27 protein-coding genes are annotated in these 24,537 nt (G+C 62.6%); 9 read left to right on the top strand and 18 right to left on the bottom strand.

What is annotated here, in order from left to right; all coding sequences use genetic code 11:
* The first annotated feature begins 55 nt into the window (after positions 1-55).
* The 3 genes from cysM to rlmD all read left to right on the top strand — a co-directional run bounded on the left by cysM (position 56) and on the right by rlmD (position 3,170).
* Positions 56-949: a cysteine synthase CysM gene (gene cysM, locus ACMV8A_RS08350; protein WP_495325314.1), complete on the top strand. Its 894-nt coding sequence runs from the start codon at positions 56-58 to the stop codon at positions 947-949.
* Between the two features lie 2 nt (positions 950-951).
* Entirely contained in the window at positions 952-1,725 is a 774-nt protein-coding gene (locus ACMV8A_RS08345) for a 3'-5' exonuclease (protein WP_495325313.1), read from the top strand.
* Positions 1,726-1,835: 110 nt separating this feature from the next.
* Positions 1,836-3,170 (top strand): 23S rRNA (uracil(1939)-C(5))-methyltransferase RlmD, encoded by a 1,335-nt coding sequence (gene rlmD / locus ACMV8A_RS08340; protein WP_495325312.1) that lies wholly within the window; start codon positions 1,836-1,838, stop codon positions 3,168-3,170.
* 47 nt (positions 3,171-3,217) lie between these two features.
* Here rlmD and ACMV8A_RS08335 read toward each other — a convergent pair whose 3' ends face one another.
* The 4 genes from ACMV8A_RS08335 to ACMV8A_RS08320 are packed head-to-tail and all read right to left on the bottom strand — an operon-like array spanning position 3,218 to position 6,467.
* Positions 3,218-4,153: a tRNA dihydrouridine synthase gene (locus ACMV8A_RS08335; RefSeq protein WP_495325311.1), complete on the bottom strand. Its 936-nt coding sequence runs from the start codon at positions 4,151-4,153 to the stop codon at positions 3,218-3,220.
* A 4-nt stretch (positions 4,154-4,157) separates the two neighbouring features.
* Positions 4,158-4,517, bottom strand: a complete 360-nt coding sequence (locus ACMV8A_RS08330) for a cupin domain-containing protein (protein WP_495325385.1) — start codon at positions 4,515-4,517, stop codon at positions 4,158-4,160.
* 2 nt (positions 4,518-4,519) lie between these two features.
* Positions 4,520-5,428, bottom strand: coding sequence for a diguanylate cyclase (locus tag ACMV8A_RS08325; RefSeq protein WP_495325310.1), 909 nt, complete (start codon positions 5,426-5,428; stop codon positions 4,520-4,522).
* A gap of 40 nt (positions 5,429-5,468) precedes the next feature.
* Entirely contained in the window at positions 5,469-6,467 is a 999-nt protein-coding gene (locus ACMV8A_RS08320; RefSeq protein WP_495325309.1) for a zinc-dependent alcohol dehydrogenase family protein, read from the bottom strand.
* 91 nt (positions 6,468-6,558) lie between these two features.
* Between ACMV8A_RS08320 and ACMV8A_RS08315 the strand changes: the two genes are divergently transcribed.
* From ACMV8A_RS08315 to ACMV8A_RS08290, 6 genes are all read left to right on the top strand, one after another.
* Positions 6,559-7,053, top strand: a complete 495-nt coding sequence (locus ACMV8A_RS08315) for a CYTH domain-containing protein (RefSeq protein WP_495325308.1) — start codon at positions 6,559-6,561, stop codon at positions 7,051-7,053.
* Positions 7,031-7,540: a L,D-transpeptidase family protein gene (locus ACMV8A_RS08310; RefSeq protein ID WP_495325307.1), complete on the top strand. Its 510-nt coding sequence runs from the start codon at positions 7,031-7,033 to the stop codon at positions 7,538-7,540. Before ACMV8A_RS08315 ends, ACMV8A_RS08310 begins: the two co-directional genes overlap by 23 nt.
* On the top strand, positions 7,537-7,977 hold the full coding sequence (locus ACMV8A_RS08305; RefSeq protein ID WP_495325306.1) for a hypothetical protein: 441 nt from the start codon (positions 7,537-7,539) through the stop codon (positions 7,975-7,977). Before ACMV8A_RS08310 ends, ACMV8A_RS08305 begins: the two co-directional genes overlap by 4 nt.
* A gap of 62 nt (positions 7,978-8,039) precedes the next feature.
* Positions 8,040-9,086 carry a beta-N-acetylhexosaminidase gene (nagZ, locus tag ACMV8A_RS08300; protein ID WP_495325305.1) on the top strand — a complete coding sequence of 349 codons (1,047 nt, stop codon included), beginning with the start codon at positions 8,040-8,042 and terminating at the stop codon, positions 9,084-9,086.
* An 85-nt stretch (positions 9,087-9,171) separates the two neighbouring features.
* A complete protein-coding gene (locus ACMV8A_RS08295; protein WP_495325304.1) occupies positions 9,172-9,723 on the top strand; it encodes a hypoxanthine-guanine phosphoribosyltransferase in 552 nt (183 codons plus the stop codon).
* A 55-nt stretch (positions 9,724-9,778) separates the two neighbouring features.
* Positions 9,779-10,519 (top strand): S-methyl-5'-thioinosine phosphorylase, encoded by a 741-nt coding sequence (locus tag ACMV8A_RS08290; RefSeq protein WP_495325303.1) that lies wholly within the window; start codon positions 9,779-9,781, stop codon positions 10,517-10,519.
* Positions 10,520-10,727: 208 nt separating this feature from the next.
* On the opposite strand, the gene ACMV8A_RS08285 is transcribed toward ACMV8A_RS08290, so the two are convergent.
* The 14 genes from ACMV8A_RS08285 to tusB form a co-directional block, all read right to left on the bottom strand.
* Positions 10,728-11,477: a CsiV family protein gene (locus tag ACMV8A_RS08285; protein ID WP_495325302.1), complete on the bottom strand. Its 750-nt coding sequence runs from the start codon at positions 11,475-11,477 to the stop codon at positions 10,728-10,730.
* On the bottom strand, positions 11,474-12,127 hold the full coding sequence (locus tag ACMV8A_RS08280) for a response regulator (protein ID WP_495325301.1): 654 nt from the start codon (positions 12,125-12,127) through the stop codon (positions 11,474-11,476). Before ACMV8A_RS08280 ends, ACMV8A_RS08285 begins: the two co-directional genes overlap by 4 nt.
* Positions 12,128-12,132: 5 nt before the next feature.
* The gene (locus ACMV8A_RS08275) at positions 12,133-13,785 is read right to left on the bottom strand and encodes an ATP-binding protein (RefSeq protein WP_495325300.1); all 1,653 of its coding nucleotides are present in this window, start codon (positions 13,783-13,785) and stop codon (positions 12,133-12,135) included.
* A gap of 126 nt (positions 13,786-13,911) precedes the next feature.
* Entirely contained in the window at positions 13,912-14,271 is a 360-nt protein-coding gene (locus ACMV8A_RS08270) for a HesB/IscA family protein (protein WP_495325299.1), read from the bottom strand.
* Between the two features lie 37 nt (positions 14,272-14,308).
* The gene (locus ACMV8A_RS08265; protein ID WP_495325298.1) at positions 14,309-15,712 is read right to left on the bottom strand and encodes a cobyrinic acid a,c-diamide synthase CobB; all 1,404 of its coding nucleotides are present in this window, start codon (positions 15,710-15,712) and stop codon (positions 14,309-14,311) included.
* Between the two features lie 3 nt (positions 15,713-15,715).
* Positions 15,716-16,717, bottom strand: coding sequence for a glycosyl transferase family protein (locus ACMV8A_RS08260; protein ID WP_495325297.1), 1,002 nt, complete (start codon positions 16,715-16,717; stop codon positions 15,716-15,718).
* Between the two features lie 184 nt (positions 16,718-16,901).
* Positions 16,902-18,107 (bottom strand): NrfD/PsrC family molybdoenzyme membrane anchor subunit, encoded by a 1,206-nt coding sequence (gene nrfD / locus ACMV8A_RS08255; protein WP_495325296.1) that lies wholly within the window; start codon positions 18,105-18,107, stop codon positions 16,902-16,904.
* 20 nt (positions 18,108-18,127) lie between these two features.
* Positions 18,128-18,883 carry a sulfate reduction electron transfer complex DsrMKJOP subunit DsrO gene (dsrO, locus tag ACMV8A_RS08250; protein WP_495325295.1) on the bottom strand — a complete coding sequence of 252 codons (756 nt, stop codon included), beginning with the start codon at positions 18,881-18,883 and terminating at the stop codon, positions 18,128-18,130.
* Positions 18,876-19,382, bottom strand: a complete 507-nt coding sequence (locus ACMV8A_RS08245) for a hypothetical protein (protein WP_495325294.1) — start codon at positions 19,380-19,382, stop codon at positions 18,876-18,878. Before ACMV8A_RS08245 ends, dsrO begins: the two co-directional genes overlap by 8 nt.
* Positions 19,383-19,393: 11 nt before the next feature.
* Entirely contained in the window at positions 19,394-21,382 is a 1,989-nt protein-coding gene (locus tag ACMV8A_RS08240; protein WP_495325293.1) for an NAD(P)-binding protein, read from the bottom strand.
* A 76-nt stretch (positions 21,383-21,458) separates the two neighbouring features.
* Positions 21,459-23,027 carry a sulfate reduction electron transfer complex DsrMKJOP subunit DsrK gene (gene dsrK / locus ACMV8A_RS08235; RefSeq protein WP_495325292.1) on the bottom strand — a complete coding sequence of 523 codons (1,569 nt, stop codon included), beginning with the start codon at positions 23,025-23,027 and terminating at the stop codon, positions 21,459-21,461.
* Positions 23,028-23,063: 36 nt separating this feature from the next.
* Complete coding sequence (locus tag ACMV8A_RS08230; RefSeq protein ID WP_495325291.1) at positions 23,064-23,792, bottom strand: respiratory nitrate reductase subunit gamma; 729 nt, start codon at positions 23,790-23,792, stop codon at positions 23,064-23,066.
* Positions 23,793-23,857: 65 nt separating this feature from the next.
* Positions 23,858-24,193 carry a TusE/DsrC/DsvC family sulfur relay protein gene (locus ACMV8A_RS08225; protein WP_495325290.1) on the bottom strand — a complete coding sequence of 112 codons (336 nt, stop codon included), beginning with the start codon at positions 24,191-24,193 and terminating at the stop codon, positions 23,858-23,860.
* Positions 24,194-24,232: 39 nt separating this feature from the next.
* Positions 24,233-24,532: a sulfurtransferase complex subunit TusB gene (gene tusB / locus ACMV8A_RS08220; RefSeq protein ID WP_495325289.1), complete on the bottom strand. Its 300-nt coding sequence runs from the start codon at positions 24,530-24,532 to the stop codon at positions 24,233-24,235.
* Positions 24,533-24,537 lie beyond the last annotated feature (5 nt).

The raw sequence follows: 24,537 nt of genomic DNA, 5'->3' as shown, positions 1-24,537 counted from the left end.
GGTTTGATTTATAATGCCCGCCAAATCAATCTCCTAGCCCTGGTTTTGTCAAAATATGGACTTCCCGACCCTCGAATCCTTCGTCGGCAACACCCCCCTGGTGCGCCTGCAGCGCCTGCCCGGCAATACCTCCAATACCCTGCTGGTGAAGCTGGAGGGGAACAATCCGGCCGGTTCGGTGAAGGACCGTCCGGCCTTGTCCATGATCCAGCGCGCCGAGGCACGCGGCCAGATCAAGCCCGGCGATACCCTCATCGAGGCCACCAGCGGCAATACCGGTATCGCCCTGGCCATGGCCGCGGCCATCAAGGGCTACCGCATGGTGTTGATCATGCCGGACAACATGAGCGTGGAGCGCCGCGCCGCCATGGCCGCCTACGGCGCCGAGCTGGTGCTGGTGTCCAAGGAGGCGAGCATGGAGGGCGCGCGCGACCTGGCCGATCAGATGCAGCGCGAGGGCCAGGGCATCGTGCTGAACCAGTTCGGCAACCCCGACAATCCCCAGGCCCACTACGAGGGCACCGGCCCGGAAATTTGGCGTGACACCCACGGCAAGGTGACCCACTTCGTCAGCGCCATGGGCACCACCGGCACCATCATGGGCACCTCGCGCTACCTGAAGGAACAGAACCCGGCCATCCAGATCGTCGGTGTGCAGCCGGCGGAGGGCGCCAGCATCCCCGGCATCCGCCGTTGGACGCCGGAATACCTGCCCACCATCTTCGAGGCAGCACGCGTGGATCGCACTATCGACATCCGCCAGCAGGCGGCGGAGGAAACCACCCGCGCCCTCGCCGCACGCGAAGGCATCTTCGCTGGCGTCTCCTCCGGCGGCGCTGTCGCCGCCATGCTGGAGCTGTCCAAGGAAGTGGAAAACGCCATCATCGTCGGCATCATCTGCGATCGTGGTGATCGCTATCTGTCCACCGGTGTATTCCCGGCGAAATGACCATGAACGTCCTGGTATTCGATATCGAAACGGTGCCCGATGTGGCCAGCGGCCGGCGGCTGCACGGTCTGGACGGCTTGGATGATCATGACGTCGCCAATGTGATGTTCCACAAGCGGCGCCAGGAGACGGGCAACGACTTCCTGCGCCTGCACCTGCAACGTGTCGTCGCCATCTCGGTGGTGCTGCGCTCGCGCGACGACCTCAAGGTGTGGTCGCTGGGCGAGGAGGGCGCCGACGAAAAGGAGATCGTGCAGCGTTTTTTTGATGGCCTCGATCGCTTCACTCCTACCCTGGTGTCGTGGAACGGCAGCGGCTTTGACCTGCCGGTGCTGCACTACCGTGCCCTGTTGCACGGCATCAGTGCGCCGCGCTATTGGGAAACCGGTGACGAGGATCAGAGCTTCCGCTGGAACAACTATCTTAGCCGCTACCACAACCGCCACACCGACCTGATGGACGTACTGGCCGGCTACCAGGCGCGCGCCAACGCCCCGCTGGACGAGATCGCCACCATGCTCGGGTTCCCCGGCAAGATGGGCATGAGCGGCGACAAGGTGTGGGACGCCTACCAGGCCGGTGACATTGCCGGTATCCGCAATTACTGCGAAACCGACGTGCTCAACACCTTCCTGGTCTATCTGCGCTACGAGCTGATGCGCGGCCGCCTCACCGCCGGCGAGTACGAGGCCGAGTGCCAGCGCGTGCGCGACTACCTTGCCAGAGAGAACAAGCCGCACTTCAGCGAATTTCTCGGCAACTGGAACAAGCAATAACATTAATCCGCGAATGAACGCAAATTAACGCCAATGTATGCCCTGATTTATTTTGGGATGTATTAGCGTTTATTCGCGTTTATCTGCGGACTCAGTGGATTACAACCTCCATGTCCCGACGCAAAAGAAAGCCTCTGCCCACGACGCCGGTACGCGTCACCATCGACAACCTTAATCACGAAGGTCGTGGCGTCGGCCGTGTCGACGGCAAGACGGTATTCATTACCGGGGCACTGCCGGGCGAGGAGGTGGAATTTACCTATAGCGCCATCCATCGCAACTTCGATGAAGGCGTTACGGTAAGCATTCTCAAGGCATCGCCCGAGCGCATCGCCCCGCGCTGCCCCCACTTCAACGTCTGCGGCGGCTGCGCCATGCAGCACCTCGATTCCGATGCACAAATCGCCTATAAACAGAAGGTGCTACTGGACGATTTCAGGCACATCGGCAAGGTGCAGCCGAATGAGGTCATGCCGCCGCTACGTGGCCCGCACTGGGGCTACCGGCGCAAGGCGCGCCTTGGCGTCAAGTATGTGCCCAAGAAGGAAAAGGTGCTGGTGGGCTTCCGCGAGCGCAGCAGCCCGTTTCTCGCCGAGCTGACCCGCTGTGATGTGTTGCACCCGAGCGTGGGTGAGCGCATCGAGGTGCTGGGCGCCATGATTGCCTCGCTTTCCGTGTATGACAAAATCGCGCAGGTCGAGGTGGCGGTGGACGACACGCAGACTGCCTTGGCCCTGCGCAACCTCGCCGAACTGAGCGACGACGACAAGGCCAAAGTCAGGGCCTTTGCCATCGAACACAATATCCATATCTACCTGCAACCGGGTGGCCCCGATTCGCTGGTTCCGTTATGGCCGGAGCACATTCAGCTGCGCTACGTGCTGGGCAACTACGACGTCAGTTTCGGCTTCAAGCCCGGCGACTTTACCCAGGTCAACACCGACATCAACCGTCAGATGATCGATCGCGCCATCGAGATGTTGGAGCTCACGCCGGAAGACCGTGTGCTGGATCTGTTCTGCGGCCTGGGCAATTTCACCCTGCCCCTGGCGCGTCGCTGCCGCGAAGTGGTCGGTGTGGAGGGCGAGGCCAAGCTGGTGGAGCGTGCCCGCGCCAATGCGGCGGAGAATGGATTGACCAACATGCAGTTCCACGCCGCCGACCTGGCCGGCGACCTGGAACATTCGCCGTGGTGGAAGCAGGGCTTCGACAAGGTGCTGCTCGACCCGCCGCGTTCCGGCGCACAGGAGACACTGGCGCACATCGCCAGGATGAAGGTGGGCCGTATCGTCTACGTGTCGTGTAATCCGTCCACACTGGCACGCGATGCCGGGATCCTGGTCAATGAGTACGGCTACACACTGGTGCAGGCGGGGGTGATGGACATGTTCCCGCATACGGCGCATGTGGAATCGATTGCGCTGTTCGTGCGCGGCAAGAAGTAGTTCCCTTTGTCTCTGCTGGCGTATGCGTGCGTTATACGAACCCTGGCCTAGCTGACCAGGGTGGCCACGATGCGGTCTAAATCCCGCAGCTCTCGAATCTGCACAAAGGCCAGGTCGGCTCCCGCATGACGCTGGCGCAGCATGCCTAGCCATTGTTTTATCCGCGCGCTCAGTCCACGGGTATTGGGGGCATAGTGTTCCAGCAAGCGAGGCAGCAGAGGCTGGATTTCGTGCCACTGCATGGCGGTGATCTCGCGCCCTTCCTGCCAGGCGCGCAGTTGCCGGGCGAGGTCGGGCTGCATGAGGGCGCCGCGGCCGAGCATGGCGTGTTGGCAGCCGCTGATTTCGTGGCAGCGGCGCCAGTCGTCGACGCTATTGATGTCGCCGTTGGCGATCAGCGGAATCTTCAGTGCCTCCTTGATGGGGCGCAGCCACTCCCAGCGCACCGGAGCGCGGTAGCCATCCTCCCGGGTGCGGGCATGGACGGTGAGGAAGTCGGCGCCAGCCGCTTCTATACCCAGTGCAATCTCCACCGCCTGATCCGGTGCCTCATAACCGAGACGCATCTTGGCCGACACCGGTATTTCCCTGGGCAACGCCTGGCGCACGGCGCTGACAATATGTGCCATGAGTGCGGGCTCTTTCAGCAGCGCGGCACCGCCGGCCTTGCGGTTGACGAAACGCGAGGGGCAGCCGAAGTTGAGGTCGATGGAAGTGGCGCCGAGTTCTACCGCACGCAGTGCGCTCACAGTAAGAAGTTCGGGATCGCTGCCGAGCAGTTGCAGGATCACCGGGGTGCCGCCGGTGGTGCGGCTGCCGTGGGCCAATTCCGGGCAGTGTTTGTAGTAGCTGCGTTCAGGCAGTTCGCCGTCACTCAGGCGCAGGAATTCGGTGACGCAGGCATCGTAGCCACCGAGGGCGGTCAGCAGTTGGCGCATGGGGGCGTCGATGACGCCTTCCATGGGGGCGAGCAGGATGCGCATGGTCTCAGAGCAGTTCGGTGTCGGCGTGGCTGTAAGCCGGGGCGCAGCAGCAGAGGATGCGCAGCGGCTCATCACCGGTATTGCGCACCTTGTGCGGTGTGCCGGGCGGGATGCAGACGGTATCGCCGGGGGCGAGAGAAAACTCCTCATCTCCCAATCGCATCAGGCCATGGCCGGCGGTGACGTGGTACAGCTCTTCGGTTTTATGGTGACGGTGCAGGGCGGTGGATTGACCGGGTAATACGGTGGCTTCGGCCAGACTCTGACCGTGATTGCCGTGCACGGTGGGGTGCATCAGCTCACGGATTTCGGAGCCATCGCGGGTGATGTAGGTAACGATGCTATCGCGCTGGCTACGGCGGATAGTCACGGGTTTTCGGTCCAGATGCGGATACAGTTACGGCCTTCGGCCTTGGCCCACATCAGGGCGTGGTCGGCTTCGGTGATCACTGCTTCGAGGTCGCTTCCGGCGCTGAGGCAGGCGACGCCAAACGAGGCGGTGACGGACAGCGGGTTGTCGCAACCGGCGATGGTGATGGCGGTTTGTTCGATGTCGTGCCGCAGGCGCTCCAGCAGTTGTGCGGCCTCCGCTTCCGTGGCTGCCGGGAGGCAGAGCAGAAATTCTTCGCCGCCGTAGCGGAAAATGGAGTCGTATTTGCGCAGCGAGGCCGACAATACCTCCGCTACCTTGCGCAGCACCATGTCACCGACCTGATGGCCGTAGGTGTCGTTGACGTCCTTGAAATGGTCGATGTCCACCATGCAGAAACAGCAGTGTCCACCCTTGCGGTTGATGCGCTCCAGTTCTTGCCCCAGTTTGTAGTGCATGACATGGCGGTTCCAGGTGCCGGTGAGTTGATCCACGACACAGACCCGCTCGATGAGGGAGGTCTGGAACTGGCGCACTGCCACCTTGAACTGTATGGCGCTGTCCATGAAACGGGTGTAGGCGCCGGGGTGGACCGTTTGCAGGGTGATCTGCTCCTGCAACATATCACGGGCGGCGTCGTGCATCTCCTTGTGCAAGGTGCCTATGTCACGGAACTGCGGATCGTCGAACAGGCCGTCCCGGGGGCAGCCCTCGTACCAGCGGCCGAACTTGCAGCGGCAATGGGCGTCGTGGCTCAGGTTGGGCGAATCGGCATTGAACTCGTGGCAAATCATGTCGCGGTGCAGATCGCGCAGCCAGGCAAAGTGGTTCATGACGCCGCGGTCGAGTTGCTGCAACAGGGTGAACACGTTGTAGCGGTTTTGGCTGGAAATGACTGTGTTCATAACGGCCGGTTGTTTCATGCCGACCTCCCGTCAGCGAAAATCATTCCATGGTCAAAACAATCTTGCCCTGCATGCCGCCCCGTTCGAGCAGGCGGTGGGCCTCGGCGGCCTGTTGCAGCGGCAGGAGATGGCCAAGGTGGACGCGCAATTGGCCGGTCTCGAACAGTGCGGCGCACTGGTGCAGGATCTCGGCCTGGTGCACCTGCGCCGCGCTCCAGCCAAGGTACATAGGCGAGAGCATCAACTCGAGGCTGATGCGCAGGTTGCGCTGGCGCGCCACCTTCCAATTCACACCGGCGTCCGGTTGCAGCAGGGTGACCAAATCGCCGTAGGGACGGACCAGGCCGAAGCTTTGTTCGAACACGGCGCCGCCGACGGTATCCAAGGCAATATCGACGCCCTCACCGCCGCTCCACTCCAGCACTGCCGGGGTGATGTCGCCGGCGCGGTAGTCCAGGGCGGTGTTGGCGCCCAATTCTCTTACAAACTGTGCTTTTATTCCACTGCTAACGCTGGCGGCCACCTGGCAGCCGGCGGCGCGGGCGAGTTGGATGGCCACATGGCCGACACCACCGGCGCCGGCGTGGATCAGTACCTTTTGCCCCGCCTGCATGCGGGCACGGTCGTGGAGGGCCTCCCAGGCGGTGATTAGCACCAGGGGGGCGGCAGCAGCCTCGGGGAAGCTGAGGGCGGCGGGTTTGGCCGCGGCGTGGGCCTCGTGCACTACCGCATATTCGGCGTAGGTGCCCGGCTGGCCACCGATGCCGCCGCTGCAGAAATACACCGCATCGCCTGGTTTGAAGCGGGTGACCGCAGGGCCGGTGGCTTCCACGATACCGGCGCCGTCGCAACCCAGAATGGTGGGCAGACGGTCGGGATAGTAGGTACCCTTGCTGCGCAGCTTGGTGTCCACTGGGTTGACGCCAGCGGCCTTGAGGCGCACCAGCAGGTCATGATCACCGCCGAGTTGGGGGATGGGAACGTCGGTGTACTGTAATACATCCACCCCGCCTGGGGTGCTCATCAGGATCGCTTTCATGGGGAGTTCCTCTGGGTACTCAAATCTGGCGCATAGCATACACAATGGTCGCGGGATGACCTACGATGGCGACCTACGGGAAATCACCCTCATGGCAACGGAAATCGAGCGCAAATTCCTGGTGAAGAATGATGACTGGCGGGCCGCGGCCGATGCCGGCACCGTCTATCGCCAGGGCTATCTGGTGGGGTCGAAACAGGCCTCGGTGCGTGTGCGCATCGAAGGCAGTGCGGCACGGCTCAATATCAAGAGCGCCACCCTGGGCGTGACACGACAGGAATACGAGTATGCCATTCCCTTGGCCGATGCCGCGGCCCTGCTGGACTCGCTGTGCGAGAAGCCGCTCATCGAGAAGACGCGCCACCATGTGAGCTTTGCTGGCCGGGTGTGGGAGGTGGATGTGTTCGCCGGTGACAATGCCGGTCTGGTGGTGGCCGAGGTGGAGCTGGAGGCGGAGGATGCGCCGCTGCAGTTACCATCCTGGGCCGGGCGCGAGGTGTCGTACGAGCCGCGCTATTACAACGTGTGTCTGGTAACACACCCCTACAAGGATTGGACGGCGGATGAGCGCGGAACGCTGGATTGAGATCGATCTCGCCATGCAGCGCCTGCGTCTGCATGAGGGGGATGCAGTGCTGCTGGAGGCTCCGGTATCCACGGCGGCCAATGGCCCCGGCGAGCTGAACGGCAGCGGCTGCACGCCGCGCGGCTGGCATGTGGTGCGGGCGCGCATCGGTGCCGGCAGTGTGCCCAATACGGTATTCGTGGGCCGGCGTCCCACTGGTGAGATCCTCACGCCGGAGCTGCGCGCATCAGCGCCGCAACGCGACTGGATCCTGACGCGCATCCTCTGGCTGTCCGGCCTGGAGCGGGGCCGCAACCGTCTCGGCAAGGTGGATACCATGCGCCGCTATATCTACATCCACGGCACGCCGGATGACGAGCCGGTGGGTGTGCCTGCCTCGCACGGCTGTATCCGCATGCGCAATGCCGATATCATGGCGCTATTCGAACTGGTACCTGCCGGTACCCGCGTATTGATCACAGCAGATAATGGAGGGGATGCAGCATGAAGGTGGCATGGTTGGGACTGGTCGTTGCGGGGGCAATGATGTGGCTGTCAGGTTGCGCGGTGGAGCCGGGGCGTACGTCCGGACGGGTCGTGCTGGAGGATGAGAATGTGCGTGTTGCGGTAATCTTCAGCGAGCAGGACCGCAAGCGCATCCATGATTATTATCATGCGCGGCACAAAGATAAGAACAAAAACAGAAAGCCGCTGCCTCCGGGCCTCGCCAAGCGCGAGCAATTGCCCCCGGGGCTGCAAAAACAGATCAAGAAAAACGGCAGCCTGCCGCCTGGCCTGGAAGGGCGTCGCCTGCCTCAGGAATTGGAGCGCGAATTGTCGCCTTTGCCCAAAGGCTATGTGCGTCTCGAAGTCGGCGTGGATGTCGTCTTGATGGATAGCAATACCCGTATCGTGGTGGATGTGGTCAAAGATCTGCCTTTGTAAAACACTGGTGTAGCGGTGTCACGCCACTACACGGTCTGTATATCGTTGATGGAGTTTTTCACATGTCGCTAGGCCCGGTCATGCTGGACCTGCAAGGCACCACGCTGTTGCCGGAAGAGCGCGAATTGTTGCGCCATCCGTTGGTGGGGGGCCTGATTCTGTTCACGCGCAATTACGAGTCGCCCGAGCAATTGCGCGCGTTGCTGCGTGAGGTGCACGGTTTGCGGGAGCCGCGCCTGCTGGTGGCGGTGGACCATGAGGGCGGCCGTGTGCAGCGCTTTCGCCAGGGTTTCACCGCGCTGCCGCCGGCACGGGTGTTTGGTGATATCCATGCGCATGACCCGCGCCGTGCCCGCCGCCTGGCCGAGGCGGCAGGCTGGGTGATGGCGAGCGAACTGCGTGCGGTGGGGGTCGATTTCAGTTTCGCCCCGGTGCTGGATGTGGATCGCGGCATCAGCCGGGTGATTGGTGATCGCTCCTTTCATCACACGCCCGACGTGGTGGCCGAGCTGGCGCACAGCTACATGCTGGGCATGCGCAAGGCCGGCATGGCGGCCACCGGCAAGCACTTCCCCGGTCACGGTGCGGTGGAGGCCGATTCCCATCATGCCCTGCCGGTAGATAACCGGCGCTACGAGGACATACATACCGAAGACCTGGTGCCGTTCGAGCGCATGATTGGCTACGGTCTCGCTGGCATCATGCCTGCCCATGTGGTGTATTCGAGCGTGGATGCGCAGCCAGCAGGATTTTCCCGCTTTTGGCTCGGCGAGGTGTTGCGCCGCCGCCTTGGCTTCCAGGGCGTGATCTTCAGTGATGATCTCAGCATGGAGGGAGCGGCGTGTGGTGGCGACTATGCCTCGCGTGCCGCGGCGGCGGTGGAGGCGGGCTGTGATATGGTGCTGGTGTGCAACAACCGTGCGGGGGCCGAAGCGGTACTCGATGGTTTCAAGCCGCGTCACGACCCGGTGTTGCACACGCGGCTGGCGCGTATGCATGGTCGTCACCCGGTAAGCTGGGAATCACTGCACCGTGATCCGCACTGGCAGCAGGCGGTACAGGCGGTGGAGCGGTTGGCGCAGGATCCTTCCCTGGAGTTTGAGTTTTGATCGTGCCGGCGCTCCGCACGGGGAAGCGTCGGTATATGCCTGCTGCGCCGGCGGTAGTGTCCGAACATAACTGTAGAGGTCTATCATGTCAGTGACCCCGCAACAGGCAGCACAGGTCTATCGCGAGGCAGACTGCCTGCACGACAAGACCGCTGTGGAGGCTGCCATCGCGCAGATGGGCGCCGCGATCACTGCACGACTGCACGACAGTAACCCGCTGGTGTTGTGTGTGTTGACCGGCGGCATCATCCCCATGGGGCAGTTGCTCTGCCATCTGGATTTTCCGCTGCAGATCGATTATCTCCATGCCACGCGTTACCGTGGCGCCACCAGCGGCGGCGAGCTGTGTTGGTTGGCGCGTCCGCGCTCTGCTGTCACCGGACGCACGGTGCTGGTGGTAGACGATATCCTGGACGAAGGGGTGACGCTGAAGGCAATCCTGGAGGAACTGCATGCCCAGGGGGCCAGCGCCGTCTACAGTGCGGTGCTGGTGGAGAAGGAACATGATCGCAAGAACGGCATGCAGGCCGATTTCGTCGGTCTTACCGTACCGGATCGTTATGTCTTCGGCTACGGCATGGACTATAAGGACTACCTGCGCAACGCACCCGGCATCTACGCCGTGAAGGGTATGTAGAACATATTTAACCACGGTGTGCGTGGTTAACGGCTTCTTTGTTCAGGACACTTACATGGCAAAACTGGCAATCATCGGCGGCACTGGTCTGACCTCGCTGAAGAATCTCGAGATCATCAATCGTGAGGTGGTGCATACGCCCTACGGCGAACCGTCGGCGCCGCTGACCCACGGCGCCATTGCCGGCAAGGAGGTGTTGTTCCTGGCGCGGCATGGTTACGGGCATACCATTCCGCCGCACAAGGTGAACTACCGCGCCAACATCTGGGCGCTGAAGGAGGCCGGCGCCGATCACATCATCGCCGTCAACGCGGTCGGCGGCATCCGCGCCGACATGACGCCAGGGCGCGTTGTCATTCCGCATCAAATCATCGATTACACCTGGAGCCGCATCAACACCTATTTCGAGGAGGGCCTGACCCACGTCACCCACATCGACTTCACGGAACCTTATTGCTCCAGCCTGCGACAAATGCTCATCGACGGCGCGCGGGCGATAGGCCTGAATGCGCTGGAGGAGGGGGTGTACGCCACCACGCAGGGGCCGCGCCTGGAAACCGCGGCGGAGATCGACAGACTGGAGCGTGACGGTTGCGATCTGGTGGGCATGACCGGCATGCCGGAGGCCGCCCTGGCCCGCGAACTGGAAATTTGTTACGCCTGCTGCGCGGTGGTGGCCAACATGGGGGCCGGCCGTGGTGCGGGCGTCATTACCATGGAAGAGATCGAACAGAATCTCAATGAGGGTATGGAGCGGGTGCGCGCCTTGCTGGAACAGGTGGCGCCGCTGGTCTGAAACTCAAAACCTTGCGAAGGTCCGCATAAGTCCAGTCTGGGGTTCTCAGGTCGCTCCCGCCCATCCATGGGCTCCGCGACATAAGTCCATCCATGGACAAAACCACGCAAATCGAGGAATGTGATTTTTGATGCGCTTCATTTTCAGCGGTTCACCGTCGTTGGAAGATGACGGCACATCCCTGCTCTGAACGTATCCAGAGCTTCCGTTAATTTCGCCGGATGGTGCCGCCGGTTCCCGTAGCGGGTGTTGCAGGTGTTGCCGGCGCCACCCGTGGTGCGGGCGCCGGCGCCGCAGCGGGTACTTCATAAGGCGTGACGACTGCGATGATCCCAAACATGGGGTGGTCGAGATAGTGCACCTCGCGGCTGCGCATGCGGCGCGACTCGCTCAGGCGGTAAATGGGTTTTTCCGTGGTCTGATCGCTGAACAGGGAGAAGAAGCCGCCGCCGCGCGGTGTTTCGGCCTCACGGTAGCGCAGATCGGCCTCCAGATGCAGATAGCGTGCAAGGATCAGGCGTATCGTGCCGTCCAGGCGTGGCGGCATTTCTGATGCTGTGGCTTCTGCCGGCTCGGCGCCTGCCGTCACGGTGTGCGTGTCGACGGCGTGCAGACGTACCGCGATGGACTGTTCGCGCGCCAGGCCAGGTTGGCGCCAGCCGGTGTGCAGCAGCAGTTCGAAGTTGGCGTCGGCAGCGATACGCTGCGCTTCGGCCGTTAGGCGATAGTTCTCCGGTGCCAGCGCGGCAATCTTGCCGGCGATGGCCTGCCCTGGCGCGGGCACGGTGAATATATTTTCCGTGCTGAGTGGCGGCAGTGTTTTGAGCGGCCAGATTTCGCTGCCGGCATCGGGCTTGCGTTGCGCTACCACCAGCAATTCCACTTCGTACCAGGTTTCTGCCATCACCGGCAGGGCAACAGCGCACAGCAGCGCTGCAAGCAGTCCGCGTAATTTCATCCCATTTCCTTCTGGCACAGATTCTGTTCCACCGCCATCACCGCCGCTTCGACGCGGGAGTGGACGTTCAACTTGCGCAGCACGGCCTTGACGTGGAGCTTGACCGTACCGTCGGAGATGCCGAGGTTGCGCGCAATCACCTTGTTGCTCTGGCCCTCGGCGAGCAGGCAGAGGATCTCCAGTTCGCGCGGCGTGAGGTCGGAGAAAGGAGTGTCCTGCCGCTCCGGCTCGACACTTTCACCCTGTACCACGCGCGCCAGCACACCGGCCAGTTCCGGTGCCACCACGGTGCGGCCGGACTGGATGTCGCGCAGGGCATTGACAAGCTCGCCCGGTTCCATGTCCTTGAGTAGATAGCCCTGCGCACCGTTGCGCAGGCATTCCACCAGGTCGCGCTCTTCGTTGCTGGTGGTGAGCATGACGATGGGGCTCTTCATACCGGCAGTGCGTAGGGCGCGCAGCACCTCCAGGCCGTTCATGTCCGGCATACGCATGTCGAGCAGCACGATGTCGGGCTGGATTTCCAGCGCCAGACGCATACCGTCGCGGCCGTCGCCGGTGGCAGCGACCACATCGATGTTGTGACGCTCCAGCAGGGTTTCGAGGCCGCTGCGGAACAGGGTGTGATCATCTACGAGCAATACGCGCATGGTCGTTATATCAGGGCAAACCGCTGTTGTTCTTTATTCTGCTTGGGATCGGGGTAGCGGAAGGTGAGCAACACGCGGGTACCTTCCCCTTCCTCGCTTTCGATGCGCAATTCACCGCCCAGATAACGGGCACGTTCCTGCATGATGGACAGGCCGATATGTTCGCCGGGGTGGCCGGAGAAGGCTGGCTCGCGCATACCGACACCGTCGTCTTCGATGAGCACACGGTACTGCCCCTCGGCATTGCAGCGCAGCATGATGCGCACGTTCTGCGCCTGGCTGTGCTTGCGGATATTGGCCAGCGCCTCCTGCACGATGCGCAACACCTGCATCTCCAGGTTGGCGGGCAGACGGGTGGAGTCCCACTCCTTTTGCAGGAAGGTATGGATGCCGGTCTGCTTGCGGAACTGGCTCACCATGTCCTCGATGGCCGGCAATAGGCCGCGGGCGTCGATGGGGGCGCGGAAGTGGGCCAGCAGTTCGCGCAGTTCAGTGTAGGCCTCGTCCAGGCCGTTCTTGATCTGCTCGATTTCGCGGCTGGCGGCGGCGGTGCCCTCATCACTCAGGGTGGACGGCAGCATGCTCACCTGGAAGCGCAGCGAGGCCAGGGTCTGCGCCAGCGAGTCGTGCAGTTCATGCGCCAGGGTATTGCGTTCCTGCATGATGGACAGGCGTTTGGATTCGGAATCGAGGCGGGCCTTTTCGATGGCCATGCCGAGGTGACGGCCGATGCTGGTGAACAGCGCTTTCACCTCATCACGTGCCTCGAACTCGGACTTGTCGATGAACAGGTTGTACACGCCCAGGTTTTTGCCGCGATATTGCAGCGGCACGGCAATCATGCCCAGGTTGGCATTGGGCAGCAGCGGGCGGCCGACGAACTGCTGGCATGGCAGGAGATCCTGCTGGAACAGCACCTCGCCTTCGTCTACCGCGTTGCCGCACAGGCAGCGTTTCACCGGCACGATGCGTTCGTGGGATACCACTTCGTCGTCCAGGCCGATGCTGGCTACCAGTTCCATTTGGTCGTTGTCGATGAGCAGGCGAACGGTGCCGGCCTTGGCATTGACGATGTCGCGCATGGTGTAGAGGAAGCGGGTGAGCAGGTCTTTCAGGTCGCGCGAGGCGTTGAGGCTGGCGGCGACGTCGTACAGCACCTGGAGGGAATGGGTCTTCTGCGCGATGTGTTCGGTCTGGCGGCGTACCTCGGCCTCCAGATTTTGCGTCAAGGCCTGCAGCGAGTTGCCCAGGTTGTTGAGGTCATCCGCCAGATCGGCGAACTCGCCATCGCTCCCCTGTGGCAGACGGGCGGCGACGTTGCCGTTGCGCATGCGCGTGGCCCAGTCGCGCAACAGGGCGAAGGGTTCCACCAGTTGACGCTGCACACCCAGCAGCAGCAAACCACCGGAGACGGCGGCGACGAACACGGCGATGAGTTGCACGGCGAACAGCCAGGCCGGATTGTCCTGCTGTTGCCAACCCAGATAGCTGGTCAGGGCGAGCAGGGCAAGGCTGATGATCAGACCGAAAACGGCGGGCAGGAGGTGATGACTACGGAAGGCGGCCAGTTTGCGGCGCCAGTCAGGAGCGGGGGGCAGCATCCAGGTTGCAATTCCTTGCAGACGTTCGGCGTCCTGGAGGTCTTCGGCTTTGCGCATGAGGGAGGTGTAGCCCCGTCTCCGGTTTATCGTGTCATAGACCCGGCATATTACACCAAGAGGGGGGCGGCCTTGAACCTGTGGCCGCAAAGAGTCGGGAGCCCGGATCCCGGGCTCCCCTGGGGATCAGCTGCAGCCGCCGCCGGAACCGCAGCCACCCGAACCACAACCACCGCCACCGCTGCCGCAACTGCCGCCGGTATCGTTGGGGTTCATGAAGATGAAGTGGAACTGGCCCGGCTCGATCTCGACGTAATCGATGGTGGTGCCGTTCAGCAGCGGGCCATACTGGGCCTCCAGCACGACCTGCACACCTTCGCAGTCGAAGCTGAGGTCATCGTCATTGGCATCGTCGAAGCCCATGCCGTATTCCAGGCCACCCTGGGCGCTGGGGCGGGCGGCCAGACGCAGGGCCAGCCCTTCCAAGCCGCCTTGGGCGGCAGCCATCTGAATCTGTTTGGCGGCTTCCGGAGTCACTGTAATCATAATGCAGACCTTTGTCGGTTGAGGTTCTAAAAGCGGGTCATGCCGTACCCGCTACGCGGGGTTGGGATGCACACTGCCGCACGAAATCCACGAAACGCCGCGCCCAGTGGTAACCCTCGACATCGCGCAGGTGGACGTAGTTGGCGACCAGATTGCGGTACACGATGCCGTCGTGGCGGCCGTCGATGCCGGTGCCACGCACCATATCATAGGCATAAGTAAGTCCGCTGCTCAGGTTTTCCAACATCGAATAGTGAAATTCATGGGCGTAGAACTCCGCCGGTGCGGCGCCGTGGCCGGGCCAGGGATTGTGGCCGGTCTCGCGCAGGCGCACATAGCCCCGTCCCTGGGGCTTTTCGTACATGACGATGTCGCCGGGGATGATGCCGACCATGGCGCTGCACCGCTCGCCCCAGCGGATGGAGCGGGCCAGGTACATCAGGCCGCCGCATTCGGCGTAGGCGGGCAGGCCCGCCTCGATGGCCGCGCGAATGGCCTGACGCAGTTCGCCGTTGGCCTCCAGCGCCTCCATATGGGTCTCGGGGAAGCCCCCGCCAATGAACAGGCCATCCACGGCCGGCAGTTGGCGGTCGCGCAGGGTGTCGAAGGGGACCAGCTCGGCGCCGGCCTCCTCCAGACGCTCCAGATCGCCCGGGTAGTAGAAGCCGAAGGCGGCGTCACGGGCAATGCCGATGCGCACCTTACTCCCCCCGCCCTCAGGGCGGGGGCTAGGGGGGAAGGTGGTGGACCCTGGTGCCAGGGGCGGTGCACTGCGGGCGATGTCCATCAACCGGTCCAGGTCCACCTGACGGGCAATGGCGTCGGCGATGTAGTCCAGCTTGCCTTCGACCTCCACCGCCTCGTTGCTCGGCACCAGGCCGAGGTGGCGCTCGCTGATGGCCAGCTCCGGGTCGCGGTGGATGCAGCCGAGCAGGGGAATGTCGATGTAGCGCGCAAATACCTCGCGCAGGCGCTCCTCGTGGCGCTTGCCGGCCACGCTGTTGAGGATCACGCCGGCAATGCGGATGGAGGGGTCGAAGTTCTGGTAACCGAGGATGATGGGGACCACGCTGCGCGTCATACCCAGCACGTTGACCACCAGGATCACCGGCGTCTGCAGCAGGGCGGCGAGGGCGGCGTTGCTGTGCCTGCCTTCCACGTCGATGCTGTCGAACAGGCCCATATTGCCTTCGATGATACGCACGTCGGCGCGATAGCGGATGAAGGTGTCACGGATCTCCGCATCGCTCTGGGTCTGGAAGTCCAGGTTATGGCAGGACCGCGCCGCGGCGCGGCTCAGCCACATGGGATCGATGTAGTCCGGACCCTTCTTGAATGGCTGCACGGCGACGCCGCGCCGACGCAGGGCCGCGCACAGACCCAGAGTTATGGTGGTCTTGCCCGAAGACTTGTGCGCGGCGCTGATGAGCAGGCGGGCCATGGATCAGGCGGCGGCACGGAAACGGTTTTTGTTGCGGCCCTGCCACAGCGCCTGCGCCTGGGCCTCGGCCTGTTCGCGGCTTGTGGCGCGGCCCATGGTGTAGAGGGTGACCGCCACGGTGCCGACGATGGCGCCGACGCCATATTCATCCTCGCGACTGCCATCCCACACCTGCACCAGGTGATTGATGTCGAGATCGTCCTGGCGGATGTGGCGCTTGTCGAACATCGGCGGCCATTCCTCTTCTGCCAGCTCGCCGTCGCGCACCAGGCGCACCAGACAGGCGATGTCCGGGTTGCGCTCGATCTCGCCGCCTTCGCCCTTGATCACCGCCATGCGCGGCAAGCCCAGCAGCTTGCCCGCCTCCTGGTGGATGTCACGGTAGCCGGGATGGAAGATGCCCTGCATCACGCAGGGGGCGTCGAGGGGATTGAGCATGCGGGCGATGGTGTGCACCGGCGAGCGCAGACCGAGCAGGGGACGCATTTCGATGATCTGGTGTAGCGTTGGATTCAGATACTCCAGGTCCAGGTAGGCAAAGTTGTTGCTCTCGATCTGGCGGCAGGCTTCGTCAAAACTGCGCGCTACGGGGATGCCCAACTGCGGCAGCACTTCCTTGGTGTAGATACGGCCGGCGGTGTGGCCGCTGGCGCCGTGCATGAAGATGCGCACGCCGCTTTCCGCGAGCAGCAGGGTGGAGAGCAGATACCAGGGCAACTGGCGCTTCTTGCCGGCGTAGCTGGACCAGTCCAGGTCCACCTGGGGAGCGTTGGCCGGCACGCTGAGCGATTCGCGGATGGCGCGCACGGCGGCTGCCACCTCGTCCGGACTTTCCTCCTTCACGCGCATCAGCATCAGGAAGGCGCCGAGCTGGATGGGTTCGACCTGCCCGGTCATGATCAGGCGGAAGGCCGCATAGGCCTCTTCCGGCGACAGGGCGCGGGAGCCGTTGCGGCCCTTGCCGAGGATACGGACGTATTGTGCAAACGGATGTTCTTGGGTCATGCCCAGGCACCTCATATCTGAATGGAACACTGCCCGCCGGGGGCGGTGCGGGCCCTGAAATGAATACAGCCGTTATAGGGGCGGGCCGGCGATTTTACCACTGTTGCGGCAGCAGGTTTTTGTTGCCGCAAAAACGCCAATGCCCCTGGGCAGGGGCATTGGCAGGTGGGGCGTTACCTGAGGCTTATTTGCCGTGATGCGGGTCGGCCACTTCATCGGCCAGGCTGGCCGGGGTCAGGCGCAGCACGCGCATGCCGACCACCATCATGGCCATGGCGATGGCGATGCCGGAGAAGCCCAGCACCAGCTCGGGCAGGCTCGGGCTGTAGCTGTTGATCACGCCATCGGCAAAGCTGCTGCTCACCTCATAGCCCGGGAACAGCACCAGCGGATAGGCCTGGCCACCGATGAGGATCACGAACAGCTGGGCGAAACCGCCGACAATCACCAGGGCAGAGGCGACGCCGATCCACAGGCGCGAGTTGCCGGTGGTCGGGTGATAGAGCAGGGCCAGCGGCAGCAGGCTGCCGAGCAGGATCTGGCCGATCCAGAAGGCCTGGGTGAACACGCCGCCATCACGCAGGATGAAGGCCTGGACACCATGGTGCTCGGTGGCATACAGGTTGGTCAGGTGATACACCACGACGAAGTACAGCACGCCGGCGACGAACACGCCGAGCAGGTTCTTCAGACGACGCACCACGGCATCGCCCAGCGGGCGGCCGGTCCAACTGTAGGTTGCCATGGTCACCAGCAGGAATACCGCCAGGCCGAAGGAGAAGGACATGACGATGAACATCGGCGCAAAGATCGCCGCATCGTAGGCCTGACGCGCCACCAGCCAGCCGAAGATGGAGCCGGTACCGGTGGTGAGGATCAGGCGCCAGACGAAGGCAGCGAAGCCAGCCAGCTTGTAGAACTTCTTCACCGTCGGGTCGAGCATGGTCCAGATATACACGGCGACCAAGGCGAGGAAGCCGTTATACAGGATGATGTTCCACGCGAAGATGGACTTGAAGTTGTAATAGGTCATCGCCACGATGAGGCGATCCGGCCGGCCCAGGTCCAACACCAGCACGGTCAGGCCGCCGATGAGCAGAGCGATGGCCAGCAGGGCGGACATGCGCGCCAGCGGCTGGTAGATCTGCTTGCCGAACACAGTGCCGATGGAGGCCACGTTGAGCGCGCCCGATGCGGCGACGATGAGGAAGATGGCGAAGACGTGTGGGGCGCCCCACACGATCTGGTTGTCCATCCCCGTGACCCAGTGGCCGGCGTGTTCCATGTAGAAGAACGCAGCCAGGCCGGCGAGGATCATTACCCCAAACAGGGCGAGCAGGCCGTAATAGCCCTTGCCACTGCCGATCTCCAGAAACTTAGTATTTTTCATGCTGGAAACTCACCTTCCCGTTAAAGGCCCTGGTAGCGGACGCCGGTGTTGAGACCGAGGTCAGCACGGATCTCGCTGCTGGCATAGGTCTTTACGCGCTGGGCGATTTCGCTATTGGGATCGTTCAGGTCACCGAAGATGATGGCGTTGTGGTCCTCGGCGGCGCAGGCCTCGACGCAGGCAGGCTGCTTGCCTTCATCGACACGGTGCACGCACAGGTTGCAGGATTCGACACAGCCCTTGCCGCGCGGCGTGTGCGGGCGTTGATCGGTCAGCGCCTCGTGCACGAAGGAACGCGCCTTGTACGGACAGGCCATCATGCAGTAACGGCAACCGATGCAGATGTGACGGTCGACCAGCACGATGCCGTCGGCGCGTTTGAACGAAGCGCCGGTGGGGCACACGTCCACGCAGGGCGGCGTCTCGCAGTGCTGGCACATTACCGGCAGGGAGTGGGTGGCGCCGGTGAACTTGTGGCGCAGCTCGACCTTGCGGATGTACTGGGTGCGCTGCCCGGGACGGCTGTGCTTTTCATTTCCCAGGCCATGTTCCGTGTTGCAGGCATCGACGCAGGCATTGCAGCCGTTGCTGCACTTGCTGGTGTCTACCAGCATGCCCCAGCGTACCTTGCTGCTCACCGGCTGATCGGCCGGCTTGGCCTGGGCCACGCCATACAGCACGACACCCGGGGCCAGCACCACGCCGGCCGCCGCTGCGGCGGCACCGCGGCCGAGAAACTCGCGGCGCGCCAGATCCGGTTGCTTGTGATCACTCATGGGCAACACCTGTCTTGTTCTCAGAGACACCGACCAAACGGTTGAGCAGCTCGGTGGAGTCGGGATGATCCACTGCCTTCAGCGCAGCCGTAGCCGGGCTCACCAGCGGATGGAACTGCGCAGTGGTTTCCGGCTTGGTGGCGTGGCACTCAAAGCAGTCCAGGGTGACGCCAGCGTAGACGTGGCAATTGACGCAGAAGTGACCCTCTGCAGCCTTGCCGGCGCTTGTCGTGGTGCCTTCCACCGGCGCATGGCATTCCAGGCAGGCCTTCAGGCTGTGCTGCTTGGTGCGAATGCCCTTGTGCATGGTCTCATCACGGTGGTGATTGAGAAACTTCATGTGGTTACGGCGCATCTCTGCCGTGTTTTCCACGCACTGGTCGCCCTTGGCCGCGGGAATGGAGGGCAGGGGAGTCCGCCCACCTTCGCCGGCGAGAGCCGGCGCCAACAGAGTCAGCGCCAGCACTGCCATGGAGAGAAGCTGCAATAAACGCTTCATCGGGATCACCCTTAGTCGCCCATACCCATCTGGATGTAGCCGGTCGGACACACGTCGGCGCAGATATGGCAGCCGATGCACATCGCGTAGTCGGTGTAGACGTAACGGCCGAGGGTCCTTTCCTTGGCCGGGACGCGTTTCACGGCGGTCTGCGGGCAGAACACCACGCAGTTATCGCACTCGAAGCACATGCCACAGCTCATGCAGCGCTTGGCCTCGTCGACGACCTTCTTCTCATCCAGCGCAACCAGACGCTCCTGGAAGTGGCCCAGCACCTCGTCGGCGTTGACCATGATGTGCTCGCGCTTGTTGCGCGGGGTGTAGTTGAAGTGGCCCAGGAACAGCTCGTCAGCCGGAATGATTTCGGCGAAGGAGCGGTCTTCGTAGTTGTGTACCGCGAACTTGGCCTCGGAGGTGCCGCGCAGACCGCGGTCGATATCCTTGGCAAAGCCTTCGGCCTTGGCGATGGCGTCCTTGTCCGCGGCCTCGAAGTGCTGCGGCTGCAGGCCGGTTTCCATCAGCTTTTCCATCAGGTTGAAGTGATGTACGTCCACCTTCGGACGATGCACGAGCTCTTCGTTCTTCAGGTAATGGTCGATGCTTTCCACGGCGATGGAGGCCTGGCCGATGGCGGTGGTCAGCAGGTGCGGACGCACGATGTCACCGCAGGCGAAGAAGCCGGGCTTGCCGGGAACCTGGAAGTGCTTGTCGGCGCCGACCAGACCCTTGTCGTTGGCATAGCCTTCGAAGCCGGCCACATCACCGGTCTGGCCGATGGCGGCGACGATCAGCTCACACTCGATGTTGAACTCGGAACCGGCGATGGGAGTCTTGCCGTCCTCTTCCAGCTTGACCACGCGCAGGGCGGTGGCACGGCCATCCTTGCCCTTGATGACTTCCACCGGGCTCAGCTGACCGACGATCTCCACGCCTTCGCGGGTGGCATCTTCGATTTCATGCTGCGCCGCCGGCATCTTGCTGATGGGGGAGCGGGAGATCAGCATGACATCGGCGCCCTGACGGTTGGCGGTCATGGCCACGTCGTGTGCGGTCTGGTTGATGATGATGTGCTCCGGACGGTCCTTCTCGTTTTCCACGGTGATGTGGCCGAGACGGCGGGCAACGGAGGCGACGTCGATGGAGGTATCACCACCACCGATGACCACCACCTTGCCGGTGACGTGCTTCAGGCGACCTTCGTTGAAGGCGGCCAGGAAGGCCACACCGGTGATGCAGTTGACGGCATCGGCGCCGGGGACGGGCAGGTTGCGGCCGGACCAGGCACCCATGGCGAACAGCACGGCGTTGAAGTCCTTGGCCAGCTGCTCGACGGTGATGTCCTTGCCGATCTTCACGCCGGTCTTGATGGTAACGCCCATCTCGACGATGCGGTTGATTTCGCCGTCCAGCACGTCGCGCGGGGTACGGTAGCCGGGGATGCCGTAGCGCATCATGCCGCCCAGCTGCTCCTTCTGCTCGAACACGGTCACGGCGTGACCCTTGCGGCGCAGCTGGTAGGCAGCGGCGAGACCAGCGGGGCCGCCACCGATCACGGCAACCTTCTTGCCGGTGTCCTGGCCTGCTTCGAACTTGTAGCCGTTGGCCAGGGCCTGGTCGCCGATGTACTGCTCGACGGAGTTGATGCCGACCTGCTCGTCCACCTGGTTGCGGTTGCAGCCGTCCTCGCAGGGAGCGGGACAGACGCGGCCCATGATGGCCGGGAACGGGTTGGCGTTGGTGTTGCGGCGGAAGGCATACTCTTGCATGGTCATGCCGCCGGTCGGCTTCTCGATGCCGCGCACGATGTCCAGCCAGCCGCGGATGTCGTGACCGGAGGGGCAGCTACCCTGGCAGGGCGGGGTGCGGTGCACGTAGGTCGGGCACTTGTGGGTCCAGCTCGCCTGCCAGATTTCCTGGGAGAACGGACGATGTTTGCTGTCGCCGTCCTTGTAGCGGCGGTACGTAAAACCCTTCTTCATGTCGTCGCTAGAAGTTGCCATTTTCACTCTCCTATGCCTGTAGCCTTGTCTCCCCCCGGTGAAACGGTTTCACCGCGGGATGTGAATTTATTTGTTGTTACTCGGTGGCCTCTGCTGCCGGCTCCGCCTGTTCCTCTCCCTGCCCCGGAAGAATGATTGCGTCCTTCACCAATTGGTGCAGGCTGACGATGGTGTCCATGGGGATGCCGTAATACGGCATGACCTTGGTGAACTGCGCCTTGCAGATGGCACAGATAGCCGCCATGGCATTCACCTTGTCCTCGTCGATCACCTTCTTCAGGGCCTCCATGCGGGGCAGCGCGCCCTTCACACGGAGTTCCATCAAGTCGTCGGTCAGCAGGCCGCCGCCACCGCCGCAGCAGTACGTTACTTCGCGGATGGTGTCGGGCGACATGTCCACATAGTTGTTGCACACCGCCTTGATGACGTTGCGCGGGATGTCGAACTGGCCACCGGGTTCGGTACCCATGCGGGTGGCGCGTGCCACGTTGCAGGAGTCGTGGAAGGTCACCACACGGTGATCGTTCTGCGACTTGTCGAACGTGAGCTTGCCCTGCTGGATCTGGTCCCAGGTAAACTCGCAGATGTGCTGCGGGATCGGGTAGCTGTGATCCAGCTGCTGTTGCAGTTGGAGGGCGTACGGATCATCCGCGCCGGAACCCACGCCGGTGAGGGTGTTCCAGAAGCTGTAGGCGACACGCCAGGCGTGGCCGCACTCGCCGACGATGATGCGCTTCACCTTGAGGTCGATGGCAGCCTTGCGGATGCGCTCGGCCACCTTCTTCATGTTCGAGTAGGAACCGATGAACATGGAGAAATTGGCCGCCTCGGAGGCATAGCTGGACAGGGTCCAGCTGATGCCGGCGGCGTGGAACACCTTGGCGTAACCCATCAGACCGTCGATGTGCGGCTCGGCGAAGAAGTCGGCGGACGGCGTGATCAGCAGCACATCGGCACCTTCCACGTCGAGCGGGATCTTGACGTCGCAACCGGTGTCATCGGAAAGCTCTTCGGCGAACTCCTCCAGCGTGGCTTCCAGCGCCGGACCGGGCAGGCCCAGGTTGTTGCCGACCTTCTGTACCTTGCCGAGGATTTCGTTGCAGTATTTCTGGCCGTAGCCGATGGAGTCCATGATCTCGCGGGCGGCCATGGAGACTTCCGCGGTGTCGATGCCGTAGGGGCAGAACACCGAGCAACGGCGGCACTGCGAACACTGGTGGAAGTAGTTGTACCACTCGTCCAGCACTTCACGGGTCAGGTCGCGCGCGCCAACCAGCCAGGGAAAGTACTTGCCGGCGAAGGTGAAATGGCGGCGGTAGACGCTGCGCATCAGATCCTGGCGCGCCACCGGCATGTTCTTCGGGTCCGAGGTGCCCTGGAAGTAGTGGCACTTGTCGGTGCAGGAACCGCACTTGACGCAGGCATCCATGAATACACGGAGGCCGCGATACTTGCCCAGCAGGTCGCCCATCTTCTCGATGGCCTTTTCCTGCCAGTTGTCCACCAGCTCCCCAGGGAAACCGAGGAAGGTGTTGTGCTCCGGTGCCGCAAGGAAGGACTTCAGGTGCGCCGTCGCATCCGGCTGGAGGGCAGGAATGCTCGGGTACTCCCGCATGTTCGGCGTGTCAAACTTGGCTGCAGCCACGCGTTTCTCCTTATACGTTCAAGCGCTAAAGTTCGGTTACTTGTCGAGTTCCGCGGCCCAGGGCGCCAGATGGCGGCGCTCGCGCGGGTTGTCGACCTGATTGCGGGTCGGGCTGAAGAATACGCCCGGCGCATGCAGCAGCTTGCTGAACGGGAAGATGATCAGCAGCAGGGCAACGAGACCCAGGTGGATCAGCAGCGGGGTGTCGCTCGGCAGCGGCTGCAGGTCAAAACGCATCAGACCGAGGAAGAAGGCCTTCACCATCACGATGTCGGTGTGGTGGACAAACTTCATCATCAGGCCGCTGATACCGATGCCCACCAGCAGGGCCAGCATCAGATGGTCGGACGGAGCGGTGATGTAGCGGATGCGCTCGACGAAGAGACGGCGTGCCCACAGGCCAAGCAGGCCAAGGACCATGAAGAAACCGGCATACATACCGAAGGGCTGGATAAAGACGATGATGCCCCAGACCGGCTCCTGGAAATAACGGAAGTGGCGCAGGATCACCAGCGCCAGGGCCAGGTGGAACATCCAGCCGAAGATCCAGATCCACTTGTTGGATTTGAACAGGCTTTCAAACAGCACGACCTCACGGGCCATGCGAAACACCACGCCGCCGGTAGTGGTGGGCGCAGGTGTTGTGGGAATCTTGAGCGGAGCGGGCGTCGTGGCGTACTGGCGAATCTTGTAGGCCAGGCCGACGATGAACAACGCCGTGGCGGTATAGAACAAGAGTGCATAGAGCACTGTCAGGAACGACATTCGTATCGACCCTCGCTAGAGAATTGAATAGGGGTGGGGGGCGCAAGCGCCCCCCGGGCACGGCATTAGATGCAGCCGGTCGGCTTCGGCAGGCCACCGATCTTACAGGCCTGCTTGGCGGGACCGTACGGGAACAGCTCGTACAGGTACTTGCTGTTGCCCTTCTCAGGGCCGAGCTTCTTGCCGATGGCCTTGGTCAGAACGCGAACGGCCGGAGCGATCTGGTACTCGTTGTAGTACTCACGCAGGAAGTCGATCACTTCCCAGTGGGAGTCGGTCATCTCGACGTTCTCGGACTTGGCCAGCTCCACAGCGATATCGCGGTTCCAGTCGTTGATGTTGACCAGATAACCTTCTTCATCGACTTCTACAGTCTTACCACCAGCAGTCATAGTACCCATGACATTATCTCCTCAATCAGTTGGATTGAATGAACAGGCTTACAGCCAGGATTGAACACGATCAAACTTGACGGTCAGGTCAACAAACCCGGCGTAATCGACCAGATTGATACCATCCATCACTTTACCCTTCAGACCACGGGCGTTAACGTCCGGCTCCAGGGCATAAAAGGTGATATCCCCCATGGCCTGCTGCACCTTGGCGGACACAGCGGTATCCTTCAGTGCAGCGTAAACGCCATCCTCGATCAACAGGACGGCGCTGCCTTTTGCAGCGTGCTTGATGCAGCTTTCAAAGGTGTTCTTCTGAAACGGCGACTTGTTTACGGTATGCAGCATTTCGT

This window comes from Sulfurivermis sp. (assembly GCF_059410345.1).
Note: the sequence above shows the minus strand (reverse complement) of the source record. Positions and strands in the feature narration are given on the sequence as shown.